Annotated in this window: 25 protein-coding genes; 8 read left to right on the top strand and 17 right to left on the bottom strand. The window is 32.2% G+C overall.

From position 1 onward, the window contains the following. Positions 1-56: 56 nt before the first annotated feature. On the top strand, positions 57-206 hold the full coding sequence (locus tag ROY99_06190) for a hypothetical protein (GenBank protein MDT3695965.1): 150 nt from the start codon (positions 57-59) through the stop codon (positions 204-206). 3 nt (positions 207-209) lie between these two features. Here ROY99_06190 and ROY99_06185 read toward each other — a convergent pair whose 3' ends face one another. Next, on the bottom strand, positions 210-584 hold the full coding sequence (locus ROY99_06185) for a co-chaperone GroES family protein (GenBank protein ID MDT3695964.1): 375 nt from the start codon (positions 582-584) through the stop codon (positions 210-212). A 288-nt stretch (positions 585-872) separates the two neighbouring features. Between ROY99_06185 and ROY99_06180 the strand changes: the two genes are divergently transcribed. Beyond that, positions 873-2,162 carry a glycosyltransferase gene (locus ROY99_06180; protein ID MDT3695963.1) on the top strand — a complete coding sequence of 430 codons (1,290 nt, stop codon included), beginning with the start codon at positions 873-875 and terminating at the stop codon, positions 2,160-2,162. A gap of 96 nt (positions 2,163-2,258) precedes the next feature. Here ROY99_06180 and ROY99_06175 read toward each other — a convergent pair whose 3' ends face one another. After that, entirely contained in the window at positions 2,259-3,464 is a 1,206-nt protein-coding gene (locus ROY99_06175; protein MDT3695962.1) for an aminotransferase class I/II-fold pyridoxal phosphate-dependent enzyme, read from the bottom strand. A gap of 104 nt (positions 3,465-3,568) precedes the next feature. Here ROY99_06175 and rpiA point away from each other — a divergent pair, with 104 nt between their 5' ends. Then, the gene (gene rpiA, locus ROY99_06170) at positions 3,569-4,237 is read left to right on the top strand and encodes a ribose-5-phosphate isomerase RpiA (protein ID MDT3695961.1); all 669 of its coding nucleotides are present in this window, start codon (positions 3,569-3,571) and stop codon (positions 4,235-4,237) included. 317 nt (positions 4,238-4,554) lie between these two features. On the opposite strand, the gene ROY99_06165 is transcribed toward rpiA, so the two are convergent. From ROY99_06165 to miaB, 15 genes are all read right to left on the bottom strand, one after another. Beyond that, positions 4,555-6,126: a DUF4301 family protein gene (locus tag ROY99_06165; GenBank protein ID MDT3695960.1), complete on the bottom strand. Its 1,572-nt coding sequence runs from the start codon at positions 6,124-6,126 to the stop codon at positions 4,555-4,557. Positions 6,127-6,131: 5 nt separating this feature from the next. Then, the gene (locus tag ROY99_06160; protein ID MDT3695959.1) at positions 6,132-6,587 is read right to left on the bottom strand and encodes a hypothetical protein; all 456 of its coding nucleotides are present in this window, start codon (positions 6,585-6,587) and stop codon (positions 6,132-6,134) included. A 195-nt stretch (positions 6,588-6,782) separates the two neighbouring features. Beyond that, positions 6,783-7,295 carry an META domain-containing protein gene (locus ROY99_06155; GenBank protein MDT3695958.1) on the bottom strand — a complete coding sequence of 171 codons (513 nt, stop codon included), beginning with the start codon at positions 7,293-7,295 and terminating at the stop codon, positions 6,783-6,785. A 74-nt stretch (positions 7,296-7,369) separates the two neighbouring features. Beyond that, positions 7,370-8,656 (bottom strand): T9SS type A sorting domain-containing protein, encoded by a 1,287-nt coding sequence (locus tag ROY99_06150; GenBank protein MDT3695957.1) that lies wholly within the window; start codon positions 8,654-8,656, stop codon positions 7,370-7,372. Between the two features lie 215 nt (positions 8,657-8,871). Then, positions 8,872-9,951, bottom strand: coding sequence for a T9SS type A sorting domain-containing protein (locus ROY99_06145; GenBank protein MDT3695956.1), 1,080 nt, complete (start codon positions 9,949-9,951; stop codon positions 8,872-8,874). A 248-nt stretch (positions 9,952-10,199) separates the two neighbouring features. Then, complete coding sequence (locus ROY99_06140; GenBank protein MDT3695955.1) at positions 10,200-10,994, bottom strand: DUF3108 domain-containing protein; 795 nt, start codon at positions 10,992-10,994, stop codon at positions 10,200-10,202. Beyond that, positions 10,995-12,035, bottom strand: a complete 1,041-nt coding sequence (locus tag ROY99_06135; GenBank protein ID MDT3695954.1) for a glycosyltransferase family 9 protein — start codon at positions 12,033-12,035, stop codon at positions 10,995-10,997. Beyond that, positions 12,032-12,643: a DNA-3-methyladenine glycosylase gene (locus tag ROY99_06130; protein MDT3695953.1), complete on the bottom strand. Its 612-nt coding sequence runs from the start codon at positions 12,641-12,643 to the stop codon at positions 12,032-12,034. The genes ROY99_06135 and ROY99_06130 overlap by 4 nt, the downstream gene beginning before the upstream one ends. Positions 12,644-12,685: 42 nt before the next feature. After that, positions 12,686-13,381, bottom strand: coding sequence for a hypothetical protein (locus ROY99_06125; protein ID MDT3695952.1), 696 nt, complete (start codon positions 13,379-13,381; stop codon positions 12,686-12,688). 5 nt (positions 13,382-13,386) lie between these two features. Then, positions 13,387-14,838, bottom strand: a complete 1,452-nt coding sequence (locus tag ROY99_06120; protein MDT3695951.1) for a glycosyltransferase — start codon at positions 14,836-14,838, stop codon at positions 13,387-13,389. An 18-nt stretch (positions 14,839-14,856) separates the two neighbouring features. Beyond that, positions 14,857-15,366: an LPS assembly lipoprotein LptE gene (gene lptE, locus ROY99_06115; protein MDT3695950.1), complete on the bottom strand. Its 510-nt coding sequence runs from the start codon at positions 15,364-15,366 to the stop codon at positions 14,857-14,859. Between the two features lie 13 nt (positions 15,367-15,379). Then, the gene (locus ROY99_06110; GenBank protein ID MDT3695949.1) at positions 15,380-16,489 is read right to left on the bottom strand and encodes a sigma-54 dependent transcriptional regulator; all 1,110 of its coding nucleotides are present in this window, start codon (positions 16,487-16,489) and stop codon (positions 15,380-15,382) included. A gap of 63 nt (positions 16,490-16,552) precedes the next feature. Then, positions 16,553-17,341, bottom strand: coding sequence for a ribonuclease Z (locus tag ROY99_06105; GenBank protein ID MDT3695948.1), 789 nt, complete (start codon positions 17,339-17,341; stop codon positions 16,553-16,555). Then, complete coding sequence (locus ROY99_06100) at positions 17,338-18,048, bottom strand: SPOR domain-containing protein (GenBank protein ID MDT3695947.1); 711 nt, start codon at positions 18,046-18,048, stop codon at positions 17,338-17,340. The genes ROY99_06105 and ROY99_06100 overlap by 4 nt, the downstream gene beginning before the upstream one ends. 43 nt (positions 18,049-18,091) lie before the next feature. Next, complete coding sequence (gene miaB / locus ROY99_06095; GenBank protein MDT3695946.1) at positions 18,092-19,426, bottom strand: tRNA (N6-isopentenyl adenosine(37)-C2)-methylthiotransferase MiaB; 1,335 nt, start codon at positions 19,424-19,426, stop codon at positions 18,092-18,094. A gap of 689 nt (positions 19,427-20,115) precedes the next feature. Here miaB and ROY99_06090 point away from each other — a divergent pair. The 5 genes from ROY99_06090 to ROY99_06070 are packed head-to-tail and all read left to right on the top strand — an operon-like array spanning position 20,116 to position 24,878. Then, entirely contained in the window at positions 20,116-21,111 is a 996-nt protein-coding gene (locus ROY99_06090) for a CPBP family intramembrane glutamic endopeptidase (GenBank protein MDT3695945.1), read from the top strand. 11 nt (positions 21,112-21,122) lie between these two features. Beyond that, positions 21,123-21,446, top strand: a complete 324-nt coding sequence (locus ROY99_06085) for a hypothetical protein (protein MDT3695944.1) — start codon at positions 21,123-21,125, stop codon at positions 21,444-21,446. Further along, the gene (locus ROY99_06080) at positions 21,446-22,267 is read left to right on the top strand and encodes a phosphatidate cytidylyltransferase (GenBank protein ID MDT3695943.1); all 822 of its coding nucleotides are present in this window, start codon (positions 21,446-21,448) and stop codon (positions 22,265-22,267) included. The genes ROY99_06085 and ROY99_06080 overlap by 1 nt, the downstream gene beginning before the upstream one ends. 20 nt (positions 22,268-22,287) lie before the next feature. Continuing rightward, positions 22,288-23,592, top strand: coding sequence for a 30S ribosomal protein S12 methylthiotransferase RimO (gene rimO / locus ROY99_06075; protein ID MDT3695942.1), 1,305 nt, complete (start codon positions 22,288-22,290; stop codon positions 23,590-23,592). Then, a complete protein-coding gene (locus ROY99_06070) occupies positions 23,592-24,878 on the top strand; it encodes a GWxTD domain-containing protein (GenBank protein MDT3695941.1) in 1,287 nt (428 codons plus the stop codon). The genes rimO and ROY99_06070 overlap by 1 nt, the downstream gene beginning before the upstream one ends. Positions 24,879-24,890 lie beyond the last annotated feature (12 nt).

Genomic DNA, 24,890 nt, shown 5'->3' with positions numbered 1-24,890 from the left:
GAATGATATTAAATAATTGTGTCATTCAAACGCTAACAAAAAATAAATCGATAATTATGAAACAAGTTTTATTAAACGATTCTCACGTTGTTGATTTTAATTACGGAAGTGTATTTGCAAAAGAAAGAAGAAATGATTTTTCAATAATTACAAAATTAGTAATTGCATCTTCATTTCTATTTGCAATAGCAGTTTTGGTTTTCTAAGAACTACACCAGGAAATCATCATTTCTGATTAGCAATAAAATCGCGGGGTTTGGTACGATTAATAACTTCTCTTTCTCAAATTCAATTTCAAAGGCTTCCTTTCTTAAAAATATAGCAAGGTCTCCTTCTTTTGCCTGAAGCGGAATATACTTTACCTGTTCCTCATTCTGTTTCCAGGGTTCATCTTCATTTTGTGCTGATGTAGCATAACCTGGTCCTACTTTTATTACATAACCGCTTTGAATTCTTTCCTTCTCAGCTACACCTGCTGGAAGATACAATCCACTGCTGGTTTTGTTCGAATCTTCTTGCGGTCTGATTAAGACTCTGTCGCCCACTACAATAAACTTCTGAAGGTTTTTAAAATTCAAACTCATTATATCCTCAACATAGTTATAATAATTACTGTTTTTAAAAAATTACCTCTGCAAAAATAGTAAACCTTTAGATAATGAATCACTTTCTTATTAAATGTATAAATCAATAAATTTGAAATGAATATATGGAATAATAAGATTATTAGTTTAACCATCGCTTACTATTTATTAAATGTTTATGATAAAATTTAGCTCTAACTAATTCTTATAGAATCATTTATTCATGAACTTATGGCAAAAAAAATCTTAAACATAAAAACTGAACCTTAAATCATCTTTGAAATCAAAATGAAAAAAGTTCTATTCATCTCATATTTTTGGCCCCCTTCCGGAAAGGCTTCGCTTCATTGGCCTTTGGATATTATCAGACATCTTCCAAAAGATGAGATTGAGCCGATAATTCTAACAGTTAAGGAAGAATCATTTACTCAAAAAGACGAAAGTTTATTAAGCAAAGTTGATCCTGCCTGGATTACTTTTAAATCCAACGCTTTGGAACCATTTAACATTTACAGAAAGTTTATTGGAAAAAAGAAAAACGAAAAACTGATCGCATCTGAAACAATCTCTACAGAAAATAAAAGCTTAACTCATAGAATTTCACTTTGGATAAGATTGAATCTATTTATTCCCGATGCCAGAGTAGGCTGGAATTTTACCGCATATAGAACAGCCAAAAAAGCTTATGTTAAAGAAAAGTTTGACATTATTGTTTCAATCGGACCTCCGCATAGTTCACATCTTATTGGACAAAAATTAAGCAGAAAGTTTAATTTACCGCATATACCGGTTTTAATTGATCCGTGGGTTGATATTGTTTATTACAAAAATCTAAAGAGAAGTCTTATTACAAAAAAGATTGACAGTCATTTTGAAAAATCTGTTTTGTTAAATGCAGAACAAGTTGTATTTGTTACAAAATCAACCGAGAATGATTATCTGAATAAGTATAAGTTTTTAGAAAACAAAACAAATGTATTGTATTGGGGATATGATGAAGATGATTTTAAAGGTCTGCCTGCAAATCGCCCTGCTGAAAAAGAAGTATCTCAGAAGAATGAAACTGTAATTTTACATGCCGGTAATTTATTTGCATATCAGAACCCAAAACATTTCTGGAAACAAATAAAAGATAAGAATGATAGCGGCAGTAATTTTAAGATAAGATTTATCGGAACTGTTGACCCAATTGTTCTAGATTATCTTAAAGAAATTGGTTTGCTTGACAAAGTTGAAACTTTAGGTTTCCTGCCTTATCACGAAATGATAAAGCAAATATACGAGGCAGATATACTTTTAGTATGTGCATCCGAACCTCGCCATGTACCTGGTAAATTATTTGAAGCTTTGCGGACTGGCAATCCTATTATTGCCTTTGGAGATGATAATAGTGAAGTAAAACAAATAATTGAATCAGCAAATTCAGGAATGATGTACGGATATAATGATCCCTGTCAGAACTTTTTTAACGACTTTGAAAAAATTAAGCCCGATCTAACATTAATAAAAATTTTTGACCGGGCTTTAATAAGTAAAAAGTTTTTTGAAATAATAAAAGACCTACATCATAAAGGCTAACCAATAATCATTCAAATTATTTTTTGATAACTTGTTCATATATCCGCCTCTTATGTTTGATTGTTATGTTTATTCGTAGATACAATTAGAATATAACTACTTGCACAATCCTGCTTCACTAAAACATTTTTTTATTCTCTTAAATGTCCTTTTGATATCATTATCCAAACCGATCGATATTCGTACAAGTCCGTCAGATAATCCCATTGCTTTTCTTTCTTCTTCCGGAATTTCTGAAGATGTACTGTGCCCGGGAGAAGAGAATAATGTTTTAAAGTAACCGAGACTGACTGCAAGATATCCTACTTTCTCTTTCTGCATATTTTCCATCACTTTATTAGCTTGTTCCGATGTACCGGCATCGATTGCCAGCATACCGCCATAGCCAAATCCTTCGTTCATTATTTTTTTCAGCAGTTTATGTCCTTTATGTGATTTTAGACCAGGGTAAAATACTTTACACCCAAGCCTCTGAAAATTTTCTGCTAAGTATAAAGCATTTTCACTATGTTTTTCTATTCTAATATGAAGTGAGTGTAAGTTCTTCATAATTGATGCAGCACGAAAACTATCCAGCACTGGTCCAAGAAGCATTGAAGCACCTGAATTTATATCAGTCAACTGTGAAATAAATTCTTTTGAACTGCAAACACAACCAGCAACACAATCGCTAGTTCCATTTATAAACTTTGTTAAACTATGAATAACTATATGAGCGCCCAAACGAATAGGTGAAATAATAACCGGACTGAAAGTATTATCAATTACAAGTTTGATTCCATTTTCATTTGCAATCTCAGACAGTTTAGGAATGTCAGCTACTTCTAACAGTGGATTACTAATAGATTCACAATAAATCAATTTGGTTTTTTTTGTGATTGCCTTTTTAACCGCAGATAATTCCTGAGTGTTTACAAATTTTACTTTTATTCCAAACTTTGGTAAAAAGTTTTTAAAGAATGCATAGGTTCCGCCGTAAATTGTTCTACTTGAAACTATTTCATCACCGCTGTTGCAAAGTTGTAAAACAACACAGGAAATTGCACCCATTCCCGATGAAGTTACAATTGCTGCTTCAGAATCCTCAAGTTTAGAAAGAGCATCAGCAAGATACTTGTTTGTCGGATTCCAATGACGGGAATATAAAAAACAACCTTCAATTTTCTGTTCAAACAATTCATTCATAGTTTGCGGATTCAGAAAAGTGTAAGTGGATGAATCTGTTATAGATGGATTAACGTCCCCATATTCACCAAAAACTAAATAATCCTGAATTTCACTGATGGGATCATAATGATGCATAACTCCTCCTTTAATTTAACGAATCAATTATGTATTAGAATTTTTATTATTTCTATTACTAAATTACGATTGTTAAAGATTTAATTCATTACAAATAAAAATTTATGAATGAAAAGCAACTTGCAGCAGAAAAATCTATTGAATTTATTAAGAGCGGAATGACACTCGGATTGGGCACTGGTTCAACTGTTTATTTTTTGGTTCAAAAACTTGCTGAATTAGTAAATAAAGGGCTTAGTGTTGAATGTATTTCCACTTCAAAACAAACCACTGAGCTTGCCAATAGTTTAGGTATAAAAATTCTTGATTTTAACCAGGTTGATTATATTGATTTAACTATTGATGGTGCAGATGAAGTTGATTATAATCTTAATGGAATTAAAGGTGGGGGCGGAGCTCTTTTATTTGAAAAGATAGCCGCTTCAAATTCTAAACAGGTTATATGGATAGTTGATTCAAAAAAAGTTGTTAAGACATTAGGAAAGTTTCCATTGCCTGTTGAAGTTGTTCAGTATGGTTATAAATCATTATTAAATAAATTTATTGATTTAGGTTATAAACCTGTATTAAGAAAGAAAGATAGTGATGTTTTTTTAACTGACTCAGGAAATTATATAATTGATTTAAACTTAGGCGAAATACAAAATCCTTTTGAGTTAGAAATGAAAATAAAGATGCAGCCCGGTGTTGTAGAAGTTGGTTTGTTTAACAACATCGCTAACGCAGTAATAATTGGCAGAGGTGAATCAACCCAAATAATTAAACGAAATTAAAATGGTGCAGATAATTATTTATCTGCCCCTAATTTCTTTAACTCCTGAGATACTTTTCTTGAATTAATAAATCCAAAAGCTAAAAGCGCAACTAAAAATAAAATTACTCCTATTTCAGTAAATCCCATTATAATTCTTCCTTTCTAAAAAAAGTTTGACTGGTTAAAATTACAAGCTTGATGCCACTTAGATTATCGGAAAATGCTCAGAATTTGTTTAGTTCATAAATAAAATGAAATGTTTTACCAGTAAAAATGTAAATATTACATGCGCATTTTTTCCGGCATTATTTGTGGGATAATCAAAATTTCAAAGAATCAGTTCTGATGCTGCTTTCGCAAAAGGTCATTAATTTCTTTCACAGGACTAAATGTTGAAATCTGTACCTCGATAAAAATTGTAATCCAATCAGCCATAGCACCATTCCATAATCCGGGCAATTCCAGAGCTTTTAATTGAATCCCATCTTTGGATTTTTTAGTTATAATTCCGCTTTGGTGATCGATAAAGTTGAGAAGATTAAAATTCTTTCCTTTGTAGTCTCGTAATCCGCAAATAATATCAACAGGATTAAAATGAGTTGATCCTGTAAAAATCTTTTTCTGTTGTTCATCATTGAAATTAATCTGGGCTTGCTCAACAATTTGTAAAGATAAAGTTCCATCATCATCTTTAACCCAAAATGGTCCGCCGCCTGGTTCACCTTCATTTTTTACCATCCCACAAACTCTTACGGGGCGGTTTAATTTTTTTATAAGATAATTAACCTTTTCAGCATTGGAATAACTGTCAAAGTCACTACGAGTAGTAATAAATATATTATCTTTACAAAAACTGATTATCTCATCAAGATCAACTGTTTCAGGATTACAACCATCAAGTATTCTTAAATATTGGAACACCTTGTTCTGAATTTGTATTAAATATCCAGTTAATAACTTTTTAAATAAGATTGTTTCTTCATTAAGCGGTTCAACAGACAGATTATCAATATTTTTTATAATTACGATATCTGCGTTGAGATCATTTAAATTCTCAATTAAAGCACCATGCCCGGCAGGACGCATTATGATCATTCCGTTTTTATCCAAAAGAATTTCATTGTCTTCATTCACAGCAACAGTATCTGTAGATTTTTTTTGGAATGAGTGGCTATGGACTAATTTAAAATCTTTTTTCAACTTATCTTTAAGTTCATCAATAATTTTTGTAAAGAGGCTTTGATGTTCTTCTGAGATTGTAAAGTGAATCTTAACTTGTTTATCCCTGTCTAAAACGTAGTTTAATGATTCATAGATATGCTCTTCAAAAGCAGTTCTGTTTTCATTTTCATATTTATGAAACTTTATTGCACCTTTGGGTTTTGAGGAATAGTTAAGACCGGGCTCAAAAAGTAATGTTTTAAGAATTTTAATTGGATGATTTAATATACTCTCATTTAACTCTTCATCATTAACATTTAATATATTTTTAATATCCTCATAAAATGCAAACTGATTAAGATTTATAAGAAAATCATAAACTGCTTTATAGTTATTGTCGTTTTCAGCCAGTTTTTTTAATGAATCCATATCAAGTTCATTGCTTTCATTCAAAACTGGTAATAATTTTTGGAACATTCTTGATGCTGCTCCCGATGCAGGAACAAACTTCATTAATCTCCCAGCTTCAGCGGCTTCAAAATGTAATTTCAATAAACTATCAAATATTTCTGGATTTATCTGTATTATGCCATCCGATACTGTACAGGGTCTATCCAAAACTGGTATCTTAACTCCAGTATAAAATAATTTTAACTGTTGTCTGATAGTATCAAGATTAATGCTTGCTGGAAATATCTTATCAATTATCTTTTCAATTTTTTTTATTTCCTTCTCAATGAAATCCATATTTATTATCCTAATACAATACTAATGGCTGGTATTAAACCCAGCTTAACATTTATTGTTTTAAGTGTCAGCTCTCCTACTTTTATTTTTTCACTAAAATCACTTGCTTTAAACAGACTTTCAAGAATAATAATTATAAGTTTATTTTCTTCAGCTTCTTCCAAGACAATTTTTCTTTTTTCTAGATCAATTGTACCTAAAAACTTAAAAGCAATTGTAATATCCGGTGGAAGTCCTAAAGAAGCATTAATACCTCCAATCTGATAACCGGCATCAACAAAAACACTTCTATAATGTTCTATAGTTTCAAAAATCTCATCAATCCTGCTCATTCCTTTATCTTTAAACAGATTAATTATTTCGTTTTTGTCACTCTCAAGCATGTATTCGTTCAATCCAGTAACTTTATCTTTTAGTGAATCAGTAAGTGATTTAGCCTTATCAAGAATACCTTCAGCCATTTTGATATCCTTAGATTTAATTATTGAAAAGAATAGTTTTTTTTTGTATCAAAAATAACATTTAAATAATTTGTTAACTATGTTTTAATTAAATCAGCTTCCTGATAAGTAATTTGATTTACTTACAAAAAAATATTACACAACACTGAAGGTAAATTATTTTTTTAGCTAATAAAGTTTTGTTTGTTGGATAATCTATTTTTTGAGCGGGATTAATGTCATTATTTTTTCTGATCTGTTTAACAGAGTTAGAGTATTTCCTTCGAGCTTAAATTCTTTAACCAGCTTTATTGCAGATAAGAAAGCTTCTTCAGGACTATCCTGACAATACATTTTTGTAACTGCGCCCGGCTCTAAAGAAATATTATTTTTATCTGCTTTAAAAGATCCGATAAACCTGTTACAACCAGTCGATCCAAAAAGTTTATTGTTGTTTCCAAAATTTAAAGTAGGAAAATTCTTCGGCTGGTTACCGGGATTAATATCTTTTCCCCTAATTGAAATCACCTTCCACTCATTATCAGAAAGATTGGTTAGTAAGTCCGGACTACCGCAGGCAGAAATTATTGAAATCATTACGCTTAAGTATAATAAATTTTTCAGCATAACATTATGATTGATATTGATAGTTTTACTTTTATTAAAGATAATTGAAAATATAGTTATCATCAACGCAATTTTTGCAGCAATCATAAAAAACCCCGCCATTATTTTAAGCGGGGTTAGTGATTAAATATTTTGAACAAACTCAGTTTAATAATACTGAATCATTTTTCACAGGATTACTTTATCATCGTCATTTTTCGGGTTTGAACAAATCCATTTGCTTCAAGTTTATAAAGATAAATTCCACTATTAAGATTTTTAGCATCAAAATTAATCGTGTGGTTTCCAGCCTCAGTAAATCCATTAACTAAGTTCTGGACTTCCTGCCCGAGCAGGTTATAAACTGAAAGTTTTACATTACCTGATTGCGGTATAGTGAAAGAAATTGTAGTGCTCGGATTAAAAGGATTTGGATAGTTTTGTGATAATTCAAATTTTGTTGGAGACAGGATTACTGCTTCTACAATGTTTGAATATTCAAACGAACCGTTAAAATCAACTTGCTTTAATCTATAATAATATTTTCCTTCAGCTAAGTTTCTATCAACATAAGAATATTTCTGAGCACGGGTTGTTGTTCCATTACCGTTAACGAATGTAATACTTTGCCAGTCTGAGTTAGTTGATCTGCGCTCAACAATAAAACCAGAATTATTAGTTTCTGTAGCCGTTGACCAGTTTAATAACACATTATTGTTATCGGTTATTGCAGAAAATGAAGTAAGTTCAACAGGAATTACTAAATCAGCCCATTGGGTTGAAACTCTGATTCCATCAACCGATACTTTATAAGCTTGACCTCCTTGCCTTAAAGCGATCGCATCAATAATATCCTGCCCGTTTGTGGAAGCATTGAGAACCTCTGGTGTACCTGCTGCTGTTTCATCAACTGGAACTCCAGAATTAAATACCCATAGTTTACACTCATCAGCACCACTGGTATTAATTGTATATTTAACAAAAACAAGATATGTTGTATTGTAAGCAAAATCGGTTGTTCCCATTGTAACAGTAGATGTATTGCTTAATCCAAATCTAAGATTACCGGAAACATCCTGAACAAAAAGTCGTGCTGAAAATGTTGTAAATGAAGTTGGAGAAACACGGTTTCCTATATGGATAAAATAATCCGCTGTTGCAGATGCAGAAGTAACATTTGCAAGAAAAGAATAATAGATCACATCTCCGTTCGAAGAAATTGAATCAATTCCTTTATTAACATCCTCACGTGAACCAGCACCGCCTTCGATATCTACATGATTTCCGATTCCTGAAGAAGGATATCCGGTATAGATTAAACTTCCTGATTGAACAAGTATTGCTGAAGCAGTGCCGCTATGTTTAGTCCATCCATGCCAAATTAGTGAATCACCAACAGCATAGTCAAAGTCCTCTACTAAAAGTTGACCGTAAGAAAGACTGAGCGGTAAAAGAAAGATAAATAATAAAAGCAGTTTTTTCATACTAAACCTCCGGTATAATAAATTGAATAAAAATAGTAAAAGTGAATGCAGTGTATAAACAAAAAAAGTAAAAGTCAGTCAAGAAATTATAAGATTAAATACTTATTCTCCTGATATAGAAACCAACATCATTTTCTGTAAAGATCCCTGCTAACTCCTATTTTCAAGACCCCTTGTTAAATCTTAATTGAACATCAAGATATTAATATTATTTTTTATTTAACTATTGTCATCTTACGTGCCTGAACAAAAGAACCGCTTTCAATTTTGTAAATATACATTCCGCTGTTCAAGTCATCCGCATTAATCGTTATTGTATGTGTGCCTGCTTCTTTCATCTCGTTTACAAATGTCCTGATTTCTTCTCCGAGAATGTTGTAAAGTGATAGTTTAACCATTCCTGCCTGGGGAAGAATGTACTGTATTGTTGTAGTTGGGTTAAAAGGATTTGGATAGTTCTGGGTTAACTCGTACTCTCTAACACCACTCACTTCAATCTCAATTACTTTAGAGTATTCAAACTGCCCATCGTTATCAATTTGTTTAAGGCGGTATGCATACTTGCTATCGCTAACTTTACTATCGAGAAAAGAATAGTACTTTGGGGAGTTGCTGTTACCATTACCATTTACAAAACCAATTTTAGTCCATTCGCCCTTTACAACAGAACGTTCGATTTCAAATCCATAGTTATTAATCTCGGTGGCTGTATTCCAAATCAATTTAATATTTTTACCAATTTTAGTTGCAGAGAATGAGGTTAGCTCCACCGGGAGATTTCCTCCAAAATCAAAATCGGTTGTCTGGAGACCATAAAGTCGAATACCCCATTTAACTTTAACAGCAGTAGGAGGGGCTATCGCACCAATGATTGAATATGTTGTCCAATTTGTGGTAGTTGAATAATATGTAGTGGGTTGAATGTTGGTGGATGTTAAATTAACATCGCTTGCGTTCATCCAAGTACACCAAAATCTCAAAGCATTTGTTACATTATTCGTTCCTTTAACCCTGATCGAAAAATCAAAAGATTGCCCTTCAACAATATCTAAAACAATTTGAGAAAATTCTCCATCAAAGCCACTGCCATTTGTGATAACTTCAGCTCTTAAAGCATAACCTTCTTCACCAGCAACTTGACTAAATACACAATCCCCTCCTTCATCATTTAGGGTCCAATAATCTGGATTACCATCGGTCCAATTTTCAAAACCAGCATTGTTAAGTTCTTGTGCTTTTAGTCCAAAGCTTATAAAAAGGGAAAAAAACAAAATAAGTAATCCAAGTTTTTTCATAGCGAGCCCTCCTATAAAAAATTAAGGAATAGTTTAATTGAATATTTACTTTTTAAGAACTATTTGTCTTAATTGAAATAGCTTGTAAGAGTTTAATTTCCAACTATAAGCTATAAAAAGGTTATAATATAATCCACCTTTTGAATTAATTTTTTCCAATTCGAAAGTACAAAGTTCCCCTCTCAACTTAAAGAACTAATTACTGTCTGAATTATTATTAGGTATTTATGTACTAATAAAAGCTTACTTTATTTTCTTTTGGAAGTTAATTTACCATAAACACCCTGATAACCAGTTAAGTCTGCATCTATTGCCCCGACCACAACTTTGGTTTTTACTCTAACAGGTAATTTGGCATCATCATCTGTCAACCATATCATTATACTGCCTTCACTTTTAAATAATCCGCCTTCCTGAACAAGCGGTTCAACAATGATACAGTCGAATTTACCAGCTTTTACCTCAATTGTTTCTTTTCCGTGATAAACGACATCAAGATCGTAAACTTTGTTTTTATAAAAATTCTTTAGGGGAATTTTATCTCCGACTTTTAACCCTGAGTAATCCAGAGTGCGGGCAAAAAAGAATGCTGAAACAATATCATTTACGTATATTGGAATATCATATTGTCCTTCACTTGTTTTAGCTTTACCTTTTCGCTGATCAAAAAAAGCTGAAAAATCGCGGGAGAATTTTCCTTCCCGTATATGCTGCTCAAATCTCCAGGGAAATATCCCTTCAACATCAATGTATGTTTCATATCTATCACGAACTTTAAAAAATCCATCAAATGAAGGAACGGTATTAACTTCAAAAGTAACATGATATGTATTTCTGCCGGACATTTTTTTTATTGCTGGAATTTCAAATGATGCAATCCCTGCTGTAACGAAACCATATTTAACATCAAAAGTAAGTTTTTCACCTTGACGGAAAGCGTTATTCTCAACTTTTCGGAATTCATCTTTCTTTTGTGCTTCTAAAGAAACACCTGTTCCGATGATAAGAATAATTAATATATATATATTCAAAAAGTATCTCATTTACTTCTCCGGATTTTTATTAAGAACATTTTTAATATCGGTAAATACTTTGTTTATATCTATCGATTCCATGCAATTAAGCTTTTTACATTGTTCAATTGAACAGTTATTACAATCAATTGATGGTTCATAGATCAATTTTTTACAAGTGTATGGCGCCCATCTTTCTTTAGAACAGGAGATCACTTTGGGATAAAATCCAACTACATATTTATTCAAAGCCGCAGCAATATGTATCGGTCCTGTTGAGTTTGAAATAAACATAAATGATAAACTTATCAATGCAGTTAATTCTTCAAGATTAAATAAGCCAGCAAGGTTAACTGCTATTGAATCAGCTTTTACTGCTTCACAAAGTGTTTTCTCTTCTTTAGTCCCGGTTATAAGAATTTGCTGCCCGTCTTCTGTTAAAAGTTTGACAAGCTGAGCAAATTTGATTGAAGGAAGATCCAATGAACTTCCGCCGCTTCCTGGATGTACAACTATAAACGTTTTAGATAATTCAATTTGACTATCAGATAAAATTTTTTCTACAGCATTTAAAGAACTTTTATCAACATTAAGATCATATCTTACGTTTTTTTCATCAACATTATTTTTAATATTAATTTTATTAAGAAGATTAACATTATACTCAAGCTCATGATGTTCAGCATTTTTTCTGTGTTCATACATTTTTTTATTAAACAAAAACGAATACCATCTATAGCCGGTTCCAATTCTGGATTTAATTCCACTAAAAAATAAAATCAAAGCAATTAAAAAAACCGGATAAACAACAATACAAGTATCAAACTTTTTTGATTTTATAAGATTTAAGTTTTCGAAAAAGACTACATTATTTCTACTTTGTTTAAGAACAATCACTTCATCAATAAAAGGATGATTTTCAACTAAACTCTTTGTGTAATCACGGACAAGGAAACATACTCTTGCATTAGGATACTTATCTTTTATCAATCCTGCTAAAGGTAAAGTTAAAACAAGATCACCAATTCGATCTGTTCTAACAATCAAAATATTTTCAGGACTTCTATTCATCTTGATAAATAAGGATTTCCTATTTCAAAAAACCGCCAGGGAAAATCAACAGAGCGGGTTATTCCTATTCTTTTTGAAATACCAATTTTCTTCTGATTTAATTTAGGCTGATCTAATAAATAAACTGAACTATTAGTTAAATCCATACCTGAATACGAGCTGTCAAATCCAAATGCTTTGCAAACTTTGCCTGGTCCGCTTGTAAGATTATACAATTCCTTTTCTGATTTTAATTCTCTGTTAAATCTGTTAATAATCATATAGTCAATTCCCGCTAATGGCTCAACAGCACGAATAAGAACAGCGCTACCGTAGCCTTTTTTTCCTGTAACAACATTACTGCAAAAGTGTGCACCATAAGTAAAATAAACATACAAACAACCACCGGTATTAAACATAACTTCATTGCGTTTTGTTTTACCTATAAACGAATGTGAAGCCTGATCAATATTTCCATCATAAGCTTCCACTTCTACAATCCGACCAGCCAACAATTTTTTACCTTCAGTTTTTATCAGCAGTTTACCAAGCAAGTCCTTTGCCACTGCAAGAACAGACCGAATATAAAATTTTTTGGGTAAAACCAGTTTTTTTGATGTATCAATCATTATACAAAGGTAATAAAAACAGATGCAGTAAAATAGAATTAACTAATTACTAAGTTTTGCGTTAAGCTCTGAAATCTTTGAGTCAAAGTAAGCTTCTTTATCAGGACTTTTGACTTTTAATTTTTTATAAACAGTAATTGCTTCTTTGAACTCTCCCTGAGTTACATAAATCTTAGCCAGAGTTTCTGAAATGATTAGATCATTCTTAGAATAATCTTTTGAACGAGTGGCAGATATTTGTTTTTTTGCTTCCTTAATCTGAGCTGATGCGCCATCAATTTCCGCAGTAAGTTTGTTTAGTGTTTCCTCAATAGATTCTGAGCTCTTTTTCTCTTCGGTATGATTTGATACTGTCGAAGGCTGGTTATAAAAGTTTTCATTTGCAGTATCAGCCCAGCGTGATACATTAAATAATTGTCTCTGTTTTTTTATTGCATCAATTTCCCTAAGATAATAATCAAAAGACTTTGATGAGTGAATAAGTTCACTTCCCTTTTTAACATATTTTAGTGCCTGTCCGTAATTGCCTTTAAGAGTATGTGCTTTGCCAAGAAGAAAGTATGCGACAGAAAAACCGGGATGATGTGTTAAGCCCTCAGTTAATATCTGTATTGCTTCATCAATATTGTTTTTTTCCAATTCTATATCAGCTACACGAGCAAACAAAGGTGATTTGTTGTCATACTCGTATATTAAACTAACCTTCTGATTAAATACATCGTATGAATTACTGCTCATTTTATTTATTTCGTCGATAAAGTGTGTTTAATTGATGTATAAGACATAAACGCAAATCCTAAAAAGAATAAAATCTGAAAAGGAATGGATGCTAACTCTAAGAAATAAATTGATGAAAAAAGTCCAATCAGACAATAAACAGCTAATATAGTTTCGACATAAACTGAAAAACCGATTTTTTTACTCAAATACTTGTTCCCGGCAAAGGAATCTTTATCGCTTTCCTGTTTAAACTTTGGGGTTCTTACAAATTCACTTTTTCGGTTCATCAATCCTTCAAAAACTGCTCGGGAGTTATTAACAGCAAGCCCCATGCTGCCAGCAAGAAACAGCGGAAATAGTACAATCTTCTTTCTCCAATCCGTTCTGATTTCTTTTTGTGAGTATAGATAAAACATAAATGAGCTGACAGAAGCCATCACAAATAATGACATAATTGCAAAGTAAGCCTCATGTGAACCGCTGTTCTTTATAAATATAAGCGGAACATTTAAGATTGCAGCCAGAAGAATAAATGGAAACACAAGATTATTAGTTAAATGAAAAGTTGATTGAAGCTTAACCCGTAAAGGTATTTTTGATTTCCATACAAGTGGAAGTATTTTTTTTGCGGTTTCGACAGCACCTTTTGTCCATCGGAATTGCTGATTCTTTAATGCATTTATTTCTGCAGGAAGTTCAGCAGGCGAAGTAAAGTCCTTGAGAAAAACAAAACGCCATCCAATTAATTGTGCACGATAACTAAGATCAAGGTCTTCGGTTAAAGTATCAGCATGCCAGTTACCGGCTTCCTCAATACATTTTTTTCTCCATACACCGCCGGTACCGTTAAAGTTTATAAAAAATCCTGACTTGTTTCTTACATTTTGTTCAATTACAAAATGTCCATCAAGAGCAAGAGCCTGAGCTTTTGTGATTATGGAATAGTCACCGTTCAAATGCTCCCATCTTGTTTGAACCATTCCGACTTTATCATCAGTAAAATAAGAAAGAGTTTTCTTTAGAAATTCTTTTTGTGGAATGAAATCTGCATCAAATATTGCGATATACTCCCCTTTAGCTATTTTCATTCCTTCTTTAAGTGCACCTGCTTTAAACCCTTCTCTTGATCCCCTTCTTATATGCGAAATATCAAATCCCTCTTTTTTCTTTTCTTCAACTGCTTTTGCAACAATCGAAGTTGTTTCATCATTTGAATCATCAAGGACTTGAATTTCCATTTTATCTTTTGGATAATCAATCTGACAAACAGAGTTAATTAATCTTTCAACCACATACATTTCGTTATACAATGGCAATTGAATTGTAACCATTGAATCTTCAGTTAATTTATCTTTCGGCACCGGAGTTTTGTGCCCGTATTTGTAGTGATAGAAAATCATTACAAAACCGTGAAGACCAAAAACAAAAAGTATAGTTAGTGAAAGGAAATAACCGATTAATACTATTTGATCCATTTTATTATAATTCCTTTTTTACCAGCCTGAAACTGTATCTAATAAAATATCTTCGCTAATAAGGTCAATTGCTTTTTCAAGTGCTTCTTTTCTTTCGTTAATTCCGCCGCTTGCAGGATAATCGCTATATTTTGTAAATGTTTTATCAAATATAGTCGTACGTTTAACAAGATCACGATAAATAACTTTTACACCGATAGTAACTCTCATTGTAGCAATACTTTCACCGGCAGAAACAATAGCAGGAGCATAACCAAGCGAAACAATTGAACATTCTAATAATGCATTAGCAGATGTTCTTTCAGCAACCTGTAAAGTATTATCATCAATAAACTTCTGTATTAAGCTTTGTGTTAAGCTTTCTCTAAGTCCTTGTTCACCAGAACCGCTTCTATCATCTGCAATTGGTATTGCAATAGATTTTAAATGCTCCGGAACTGAGGCACCGGTAAAAGAATAAACACAGCACCCAGTAAAATTAATCCCAATTATCACTACAAACAAGAGCGGATAAACTGTGTAAAACAAGCCCACACTTTTTTTACGCTTCGTTAATATCATATTCTTTAAGTTTTCTGTATAAAGTTCTTTCACTGATGTTAAGAAGCCGGGCAGCTTTCCGTTTGCTTCCTTTAGTTCTGTCTAATGCTTTTATAATTGCATCCTTTTCAAGTTCTCTGATAGAAAGCACATCCTCGCCATCAGAATCTTTTTTGTAATCTTCTACATTAAAACGATGAACAATCAGATCTTTCAATTCCAGAATATCTTTCTTAATCTCAAATAAAGCACGATACATTAATTCTCTATCAACATCTTCGGGAGATTTTTTTAAGAATACAGGAAGATTTCTTTGTTCATTATAATCAACAAATTCTGATGTCAGATCTGATAACATTTCTTCTGTAATTGTTTTACTACGGTTAAGCGCTATTGAGGTTTCGATTGTATTTTTTAACTCACGAATATTACCGGGCCATGAATAATTTTTTAATATTTCCAATGCACCGTTTGTAAAATCAGGAATATCAATCTTGTTATTGATGCAATAAACTTTTGCAAAATGTTTAGCAAGCTCTTCAATATCCGGTCTTCTCTTTCGAAGAGGCGGTATATTAAGCGATACTGCCTTCAATCTGAAATACAAATCTTCTCTGAATCTTCTTGCATCAACTTCTTTTTGCAAATCTTTATTAGTTGCTGCAATAATTCTTACATCTACCTTAGTAACAGTTTCAGCACCAAGTTTCATAAATTCCTGAGTTTCGATTGCTCTTAAAAGCTTAACCTGAGTTGTTAAGGGCAGTTCGCCAATTTCATCAAGAAATAAGGTACTGTTATTAGCAATTTCAAAATATCCTTTACGTGAATCAACTGCACCTGTAAACGAACCTTTTACATGTCCGAATAATTCACTTTCAATTATACCTTCAGGGATTGCACCGCAATTAACAGAGATCATCGGTTTGTTTGAACGGTTAGAAAACTCATGAATTGCCTTTGCAAATACTTCCTTACCTGCTCCGCTTTCACCAAAGATCAGTACTGAAATATCGGACTTTGCAACCTGCATAATAATATCAATCAGATCATTAATTTCCTTGGATTTACCAATTATCCCATTTCTGGTTTTGAACTCTTCGCGGGTCATAGTTAAATATATCTGCCATTTTGTAAAAACTGTATGCCAAATATAACAGATTAAGAGAATTTATTAAAGACAGTTTGAACTATAGTGATTTAATTCAAACCCATCGGCGGCAATTAAGATATCAGTCTTTTCATTGTCAGTATCAAAATGTTTTTTCAGATCAACTATAATTTTATCAGACAGTTTATCAAGATGCGTAAGAATAATTTTTTTTGCACTTTTTTTCTCAATCAAACCTATAATACCTGCAAGGCTCACATGAGTGATTTCGGTGATGAACCAATCAACCTTATCCTCAAATAAATACAAATCATTATCGCTGCCAACATCTCCAGTGTAGATTACAGAATTTTCGTGATCCAGGAATAAAAAGCTAAGCGAAGTATAACCTAAGGCGACTGAAGTTTTATTTTCGCGATATTTATCAAGATGTGAATTGCGTTTAGATAAAAAAGAAAATTTATTTGTTAAAAAAATATTCTCTTCTTCGGAAAATGGAATTATTTCTAATTCAAATAATAATCTGTCAAAAAACAAATAAGAATGCTGAATAAACTGAGTTAAAAATTCTTTATCAGATTTATGAATATAAACTGATAGTTTTTCTTCTCTGTTATTCAATTTCATCTGAGTAAGTAATGATGGTAATCCTGCAAAATGATCAGCATGCAAATGAGAAATAATTATAGAATTAATAGTATCGAAATTTACATTCTGATTAAGCAATGCTTTTGAAATACCATCTCCGCAATCGACAAGGAATTTATAATTTGATGAGGTAATTAAGAATGATGAATGGTAACGCTCAAGAGAAGTTAAGCCGGAGCCTGTGCCTAAAAACTTGATATTCACTGATTTATCTCTGTAACTCGTCCATTAATTTTAAATCTTGTATTAGCAATCGGAAGAAAATCTTCAGCTTCTTTTCGTGAAGAAAACTTACCAACGTAAACAACATTAAAAACTGTTCCAGCAACATTTTTTTCTTTTATAAAAGAAACCATACCGGCATTTTCAATTTCTTTTTTCAAACCGGATGCATTTGCAGAATTTGTAAAAGCTCCTGCCTGAATTGTGTATGAAAATTCCTGTTCCGAATCATTCTGCTGTTTGAGATTTTCAATTTGGTTTGAACTTTCCTCATCATCTTTTTTAACGGTGTTGACATCTACCATTTTTATATAGGGTGATTCAGGATATTCCTTTTTTAGTCTTTCAAATTGCTTATCAGCGGTATTATACAAGCCGAGAGCAAAATAATAAGAATATATTCTATATAATGCTGCATCAGCATATCTGCTTTTGGGATAGTTATCAATTATCTTTTGATAGAGAGCAACGGCATCCTGCCCGTTTTCTGTTAACACAGCTTCGAGAAATATCAGATTAGCACTTTTTGGGTAATCAACTTTAAGACTCAGTAATTCAGATTTTACTTCCTCAATACTTCCCTGCTCAACTTTTTTTAAGTAAGGAACAATATCAACTTCCTGCGCAAAACTTTTTGAAAGCATCAGCAAAGAAAATATTATAAGAAATACCGAAATGTTCTTTTTCATAAATGATATAACAAACTAAAAAACTCAATGCAAATTAGTCTGTTTATACTGTAAGAGCAACACCTACTTTTTCCGGGTAAATATGAGAAAGATAGTTTCCGAATAATGTACCTGAGGTTGCTTTGTTAATACAGACTTTTATGTATTGACCAACTTTAATCTTTTCATTGACAGGAACTATTACAACTTTATTTGTATCTGTTCTGCCGGAAAAAAACTCATCGGACTTTTTACTGAATCCCTCAACTAAAACAATTTCTTCCTTACCAATCAATTCCTGATTTTTTTCATACGATATTTGCTGCTGTAAGTCTATAATCTCCTGAAGTCTTTTCGATTTAACATCCTCAGGAACATCGTCATTCATTTTGTATGCTTTTGTTCCTTCACGCGGCGAGTATTTGAACATATAAGCACCATCATATCTAACCTGCTTTATCACTTCAATTGTCGCAAGATGATCTTCCCAGGTCTCTGTTGGAAAACCGGAGATTATATCGGTTGAAAAACTTACACCGGGAATAATCTTCTTCGCTTTTTCAATAATGTTAAGATAGTGTTCAACTGTATAAGTTCGATTCATCAATTCTAAAATTCTGTTTGATCCTGATTGAACAGGTAAATGGATATAATTACAAAGATTTGGATATTCAGCAATTGTATTAAGCAGTTTATCAGAAATATCCTGTGGATGAGAAGTAGTAAATCTTATCCGCATTGCAGGATCAACTTTTGCGGCAGCAGCAAGCAGATCAGCAAAATCATTTCTATCATCCAAATAAGAGTTTACATTCTGTCCAAGCAATGAAACATCCTTAAATCCTCTTTTGGATAGCTCTTCTAATTCTGTTACTACAGATGAAAGTGAACGGCTTCTTTCTCTTCCGCGTGTAAATGGCACTACGCAAAATGTACAAAACTTATCACAGCCGCGCATTACCGAAATCCAGGCAGAAAGCCCATCTTCACGATATGGTTCTATATCATCATAAGTTTCAGTTCGGGATAGTTTAACCCCGATTCCTTTATCACCATTGAAAGCAACATCTATGTATTCGGGCAATCTTCTATATTCATCGGGTCCAACAACTATATCAACAACTTTTTTATTTTCAATTAAATCTTTCTTCAGTCTTTCAGCCATACAACCAAGTATTCCTAAAACTAATCCTGGTTTACTATGTTTTAATGTTTTCAGATTACCAATTCTGCCATAAATTCTTTGTTCTGCATTGTCTCTAACACTGCAGGTATTAAGCAGAATAACATCAGCATTTTCAGGTTTATCAGTTACGTTAAAACCCTGCTTTTTTAAAATTCCAAGAACTATCTCAGTATCAGCTACATTCATCTGACAGCCATACGTTTCTATATACACATTATTATTTTGCATAAACACCAGGACTTAAAATTTTGATTAGTATGATTTTGTAAGCAAATACAGAACAAGATTAAGAATTGCAAAAGCCAGTAAGCTAAAAATAAATTTAAATTTTCTTTCCCTTTTTTTTCGATTGATCAAAAGATCATTATTGTCCAAATATTTTTGTTTTACTTTTGTATTTACGAACCCGAACATGAATACCTATTTTCTATATCAAGCGTTTAAAAAATAATAAAGTTTTCTTATATCTAAAAAATATTTTCGCAAATATTTCTTTAATTGATTTTTATCATTTCAGTGTTAAAACTGATTCGTGGTGAGCATAACAACAATTCCCCGGAAGTCTCACAATTTTTTACTTCTGTTGTTACTTGATTAATTATGAATTAAACCAGAGGTTGAGTCAATATAATTCACGCCCGGCATTGTCAAACAAAAAGGAAATAAATATTACGACTCCATTGATAAGCCGAAGCCAAAAACAAAAATGCTGAGTTAATCAACAGAGCCAAAGTTTTAGCAGATTAATAGTCTGGTTTTAGATTAAAGTACACAAATAAACATTTTAAGCATGTTAAAAATTTAGCTGATAAACCCTAGTTACTTCACGCAAATTATATTTGAAGGTCACTTCTTATATCTGTAATTTTATTCATAAATAATCATTTCATATTTAAATACTGATGGATAACTTAGAAAAAAACGAAGAACACGAACACGGACCTGATAAAGATTCTGAAGAATTAGTTGAAACTGCAAAAGAAAATCAACCCGGGTATGATCCGGATGACGATTTGGTATTTACCATTTCACCTGTTGCAGCAGCATTTATTGGTTTAGCCGGAGGATTTTTATTATATCAGATTGTTGGCGGATTTTTAACAATATTAATACTTGGAATGAACCTTGAGGCAGTTCCGGTTAATAATTTGCGCCTGATGACAATGGCTGGACAGATTCTGTTTATTTTATTACCTGCGCTGCTATTTGCAAAATGGATTTATAATGATGTGGGTAAAATTATCCGCATTCGTAAACCAAAACTAATTGAGACCGGATTTTTTACTTTAGGTATGATTATACTTACACCGCTTTTGCAGGTTTATCTCTACATACAAAACTATTTTTTTGATATACTTGCAAAGAACTTGTCATTCTTCAATTCTGTAAAATCTTTCTTCGATATTTTGAATGATATGGTTGAAAAAACCTATAAAAATCTTTTAGAAGCTTCAAATGTTTTTGAATTGCTGCTGGTTATCTTAGTTATTGCAATTGTGCCAGCAATATCGGAAGAAGCAATGTTCAGGGGTTTTATACAACGAAGTTTTGAATTAAAATATAGAAAATATATCGCTGCAGGTATAACGGCATTATTTTTCAGCCTTTTCCATGCAAATCCTTATGGACTGATACCTTTATTTGTATTAGGTTTCTTTTTTGGATTTGCTGCATATAAAAGCAAAACTCTTTTAGTTCCGATGTTTCTTCATTTCTTAAATAATTTTTCGGCTGTAATTCTGTATCATACAGTTGGTGATGAGGAATTAATTAAATCAGACCCGGCTGTTAATCAGAACGAACTGAGTTCTTATGTAATGATGTTTTTTGTACTTGTAATTTTATTTGCAGCTTTAATCGTTTTAATAAATAAATACTATTTAAAAAGAACAACATAGGAGAAACAAAAATGCCATTTTGTCCAAATTGCAGATATGAATATAAGGAAGGCATAAAAGTCTGTCCCGACTGCAATGTATCTTTAGTACCAGAACTGATAGATGAGGAATGGGTAATCGTTTATACATCCGATCAGCTTTATGATGTACAAATGTTAAATGATACTCTTGAAAGTGCAGGAATAGAAACAAACATTCTGTCACAAAAGGATAGCAGCTTTCCAGCAACAGGAGACCTTGCAGTTATTAAGTTACTGGTAAAAACCAAAGATGTATCATCGGCTGTTAATTATATTAAACAACTTAATGACTCTAAATTAAATAATGACGAATAATGAAATTAGGTAATACTGCAATTCGAATAATAGTTTCAGTAATTGCTATACCAGCGCTTTTGTTAATGGCATACTTTGGCGGAGTTTATTTTTTAAGCTTTGTTTTGATAATTACCGGTATTTCATTTTATGAATATGCTGTTATGGCTAAAAAGAAAAATGCCAATGCAAATGTATATCCGGGATTAATTTCTGTAATAATATTAATTCTTAATCAATACAGCCACTTTTTTAGTCAGTACCATTTTTTAATTGTTGTTTTTATAATTCTTCTGATAATTGAATTATTCAGAAATTATGATTCAGCAATACTTAATCTTGGTTCTACATTATTAGGAATATTTTATTTCGGTTTGTTCGGAAGTGCTCTTGTTGGTATCAGGGAGTTTTATCCGGTGTCAACCGGATTATATATTAATGGTGCATATCTGATAATTACTGTTTTTGCAGCAATCTGGATTTGTGATTCAGCAGCTTTTTTTGGAGGAACAGCACTCGGTAAACATAAACTATTTTTAAGAGTAAGTCCCAAGAAAAGCTGGGAAGGCGCAGTATTCGGATTTGTCTTTGCAATACTTACAATGATATCAGCAAAATATTTGGTACTTGATTTTTTAACAATTAAAGATGTAATAATAATTGGATTTATAATCGGAACATTTGGTCAAATCGGTGATCTTGTTGAATCTCTGATAAAGCGTGATGCAGGGGTAAAAGACTCATCAAACTTGATTCCGGGACACGGAGGAATATTTGACCGCTTTGATTCGCTGTTATTCTCTTCGCCAATAATTTATTTGTATTTAACATATTTGGTTTGATGAAATCGAAATAATTATTTATGACTAACAAAGTATCTGTAATAACTCTTGGTTGTTCAAAAAATACAGTTGATTCAGAAAGACTAATGAAACAAATTCAGCTTAATAAAATCGGATTAGTCGAAGATCCAAACAAAGCTGATACAGTAATAATCAACACTTGCGGTTTTATTGAATTAGCAAAAGAAGAATCTATCAATACTATTCTTGAAGCTGTAGCAATGAAAAACAGCGGGATTATAAAAAAAGTTATTGTTGCCGGCTGTTTATCTGAACGATATAAAGATGAATTGTTAAAAGAGATTCCTGAAGTGGATGTTTATTTTGGAACTGAAAATTATGAGGGAATAATCAAAGAACTTGGCGGCAATCTTAAAAGAGAACTGCTCGGTGAAAGATTGTTAACAACTGCATCTCATACTGCCTACTTAAAAATTTCTGAAGGATGCGATCATCCCTGCTCTTTTTGTGCAATACCGCTTATGCGCGGGCTGCATAAATCCAAACCGATAGAAGAGCTTTTCAGCGAAGCTGAGTTTCTTGCAAAAAACGGTGCTAAGGAATTAATTTTAATTGCTCAGGATACAACAGATTATGGCAAAGATATTTATGGCAAAAAAAGTATTGTTGATCTGTTAAGAAAACTGAGCGGGATTAATGGAATAGAATGGATTAGATTGATGTACGCTTATCCATCTCACTTCCCTGATGAACTGATAGAGGAAATAAAAACAAATCCTAAAGTTCTTAAGTATGTTGATATACCGTTACAGCATATTTCAGATGATGTTTTAAGATCTATGCGCAGAGGAGTAACCGCTGAAAGAACAAAAGTATTGCTTAATAAATTACGGACTGAAATTCCTGATGTAACAATAAGAACTACATTTATTACCGGTTATCCAAACGAAACCGAAAAAGATTTTACAGAACTTTGCGATTTTGTACGTAAAGAAAAATTTGACAGGATAGGTACTTTCACATTTAGCGTTGAAGAAAATACTGCCAGTTTTATTCTTGGTGATCCTGTATCGGAAGAAGAGAAAGAAAATAGAAAAAGTATTTTGATGGAGATTCAGAAAGAAATATCGCTTGAAAAAAATGAAACATTTATTGGGAAGAAATTAAAAGTACTGATCGATTCGATTGAAGGCGGGTTTTATATAGGGCGCTCTTACCGCGATGCTCCTGAAGTAGATGGCGAAGTTTTAATACCGGCAAAAGATAATGAGCTTGAAATTGGTAAATTTTATGATATTGTTATTAACGATTGCGATGAGTATGATTTGTACGGCAATTTATTGCAATCAGAAAGGAATTCCTGATGAAATTTTTTAGTCTAATTGTATTTATTATTATCCTTAATATTAGCCTTTCAGCGCAGGGAAAAGATCCCACTATCAATCAAAAACAACTATTGGAGCCGACCTATTATCAGGACTTTGTTAACTTTTACTCTGGCTCCGGCAGTACATCCCGTGTTGATATTTTTATTCAGGTGCCGTATAAAAATCTTCAGTTCGTTAAATCAAATCAGGGCTTTACTGCTAAGTATTCGGTAACAGCATCAGTGCTTGATAGCTCGAAGAAAAAGTTAATTGTAGAGAAAACCTGGAATGAAACGATAAATGTAATTGATTACAATATCGCAACTTCAAAAGAAAATTATAATTTAAGCAAGCGCTCTTTTGAATTAGCACCGGGTAATTATTTTATAAGGACAATGCTTGAGGATAAAGATTCCAGAAAAGAAGCATTCGGTGAGAATAGTTTTACAGTCAAAGCTTACGATAAAAATATTTCACTAAGTGATATCCTCTTTATATCCACTAAAGAACCTGCTCAGACAAAAAATGAGATAATTCCAAATGTTAGCAGAAATATCCCATCATCTAAAGATAGAGTAAAATTTTACTTTGAGCTTTATCTGAAAGATACTATTGATTCAAGATTGACTTTTGAATATACCGTACTCAGTTCTGAGAACACATTAGTACACAAAGAAATTGAAGATAGGAACATTAAATCGGGTGCAAATCAGATTTTATATGCTTTTAAAGAGTTTCCATTCGATTTGGGAATTTACACTCTATCAATTTCCGTTTCGGATTCCACAGAAAAAGTAATAGACAAAACAAGTAAAATATTCTTTTCTCATTGGAAGGGTTTGCCTGCAATTATAACTGATATTGATAAAGCTATTGCTCAGACACTTTATATTGCAACACCTGCTGAGCTTGATTACATGCAAAGCGGTGAAACGGTACAAGAAAAAACAAAAAGATTCTTAGAGTTCTGGAAGAAGAAAGACCCATCACCCAATAATGATGAGAATGAATTTCTAGATGAATATTTCAGGAGAGTAGCCTACACTAATGAAAATTTTTCCAGCTATATAGAAGGCTGGAAATCAGACAGAGGTATGGTTTATATTATTCTTGGAGCACCAAATAATATTGACAGGCATCCTTTTGAGTATGATTCAAAACCTTATGAGGTGTGGGAATATTATGAGCTTAACAGAAGTTTTGTCTTTTTAGATCAAACAGGTTTTGGAGATTATAGGTTAATTACACCTTTAACCGGAGATTTATACAGATATAGATATTAATATTTTTTAAGC

Source organism: Ignavibacterium sp. (genome assembly GCA_032027145.1).
Taxonomy (GTDB): domain Bacteria; phylum Bacteroidota; class Ignavibacteria; order Ignavibacteriales; family Ignavibacteriaceae; genus IGN3.
This window is presented reverse-complemented; position numbering and strand designations above follow the sequence as displayed.

What these genes read in the sequence shown, in the direction of transcription:
- ROY99_06180 (MDT3695963.1), top strand. Translation starts at nt 873, where the DNA reads ATGAAAAAAGTTCTATTCATCTCATATTTTTGGCCCCCTTCCGGAAAG.
- ROY99_06090 (MDT3695945.1), top strand. Translation starts at nt 20,116, where the DNA reads ATGGATAACTTAGAAAAAAACGAAGAACACGAACACGGACCTGATAAA.
- ROY99_06070 (MDT3695941.1), top strand. Translation starts at nt 23,592, where the DNA reads ATGAAATTTTTTAGTCTAATTGTATTTATTATTATCCTTAATATTAGC.
- ROY99_06110 (MDT3695949.1), bottom strand. Translation starts at nt 16,489, where the DNA reads ATGACCCGCGAAGAGTTCAAAACCAGAAATGGGATAATTGGTAAATCC.
- ROY99_06175 (MDT3695962.1), bottom strand. Translation starts at nt 3,464, where the DNA reads ATGCATCATTATGATCCCATCAGTGAAATTCAGGATTATTTAGTTTTT.
- ROY99_06135 (MDT3695954.1), bottom strand. Translation starts at nt 12,035, where the DNA reads ATGAATAGAAGTCCTGAAAATATTTTGATTGTTAGAACAGATCGAATT.
- ROY99_06085 (MDT3695944.1), top strand. Translation starts at nt 21,123, where the DNA reads ATGCCATTTTGTCCAAATTGCAGATATGAATATAAGGAAGGCATAAAA.
- ROY99_06080 (MDT3695943.1), top strand. Translation starts at nt 21,446, where the DNA reads ATGAAATTAGGTAATACTGCAATTCGAATAATAGTTTCAGTAATTGCT.
- ROY99_06125 (MDT3695952.1), bottom strand. Translation starts at nt 13,381, where the DNA reads ATGAGCAGTAATTCATACGATGTATTTAATCAGAAGGTTAGTTTAATA.
- rpiA (MDT3695961.1), top strand. Translation starts at nt 3,569, where the DNA reads ATGAATGAAAAGCAACTTGCAGCAGAAAAATCTATTGAATTTATTAAG.
- ROY99_06160 (MDT3695959.1), bottom strand. Translation starts at nt 6,587, where the DNA reads ATGGCTGAAGGTATTCTTGATAAGGCTAAATCACTTACTGATTCACTA.
- ROY99_06120 (MDT3695951.1), bottom strand. Translation starts at nt 14,838, where the DNA reads ATGGATCAAATAGTATTAATCGGTTATTTCCTTTCACTAACTATACTT.
- ROY99_06140 (MDT3695955.1), bottom strand. Translation starts at nt 10,994, where the DNA reads ATGAGATACTTTTTGAATATATATATATTAATTATTCTTATCATCGGA.
- ROY99_06190 (MDT3695965.1), top strand. Translation starts at nt 57, where the DNA reads ATGAAACAAGTTTTATTAAACGATTCTCACGTTGTTGATTTTAATTAC.
- rimO (MDT3695942.1), top strand. Translation starts at nt 22,288, where the DNA reads ATGACTAACAAAGTATCTGTAATAACTCTTGGTTGTTCAAAAAATACA.
- ROY99_06185 (MDT3695964.1), bottom strand. Translation starts at nt 584, where the DNA reads ATGAGTTTGAATTTTAAAAACCTTCAGAAGTTTATTGTAGTGGGCGAC.
- ROY99_06155 (MDT3695958.1), bottom strand. Translation starts at nt 7,295, where the DNA reads ATGGCGGGGTTTTTTATGATTGCTGCAAAAATTGCGTTGATGATAACT.
- ROY99_06100 (MDT3695947.1), bottom strand. Translation starts at nt 18,048, where the DNA reads ATGAAAAAGAACATTTCGGTATTTCTTATAATATTTTCTTTGCTGATG.
- ROY99_06145 (MDT3695956.1), bottom strand. Translation starts at nt 9,951, where the DNA reads ATGAAAAAACTTGGATTACTTATTTTGTTTTTTTCCCTTTTTATAAGC.
- ROY99_06165 (MDT3695960.1), bottom strand. Translation starts at nt 6,126, where the DNA reads ATGGATTTCATTGAGAAGGAAATAAAAAAAATTGAAAAGATAATTGAT.
- ROY99_06150 (MDT3695957.1), bottom strand. Translation starts at nt 8,656, where the DNA reads ATGAAAAAACTGCTTTTATTATTTATCTTTCTTTTACCGCTCAGTCTT.
- ROY99_06130 (MDT3695953.1), bottom strand. Translation starts at nt 12,643, where the DNA reads ATGATTGATACATCAAAAAAACTGGTTTTACCCAAAAAATTTTATATT.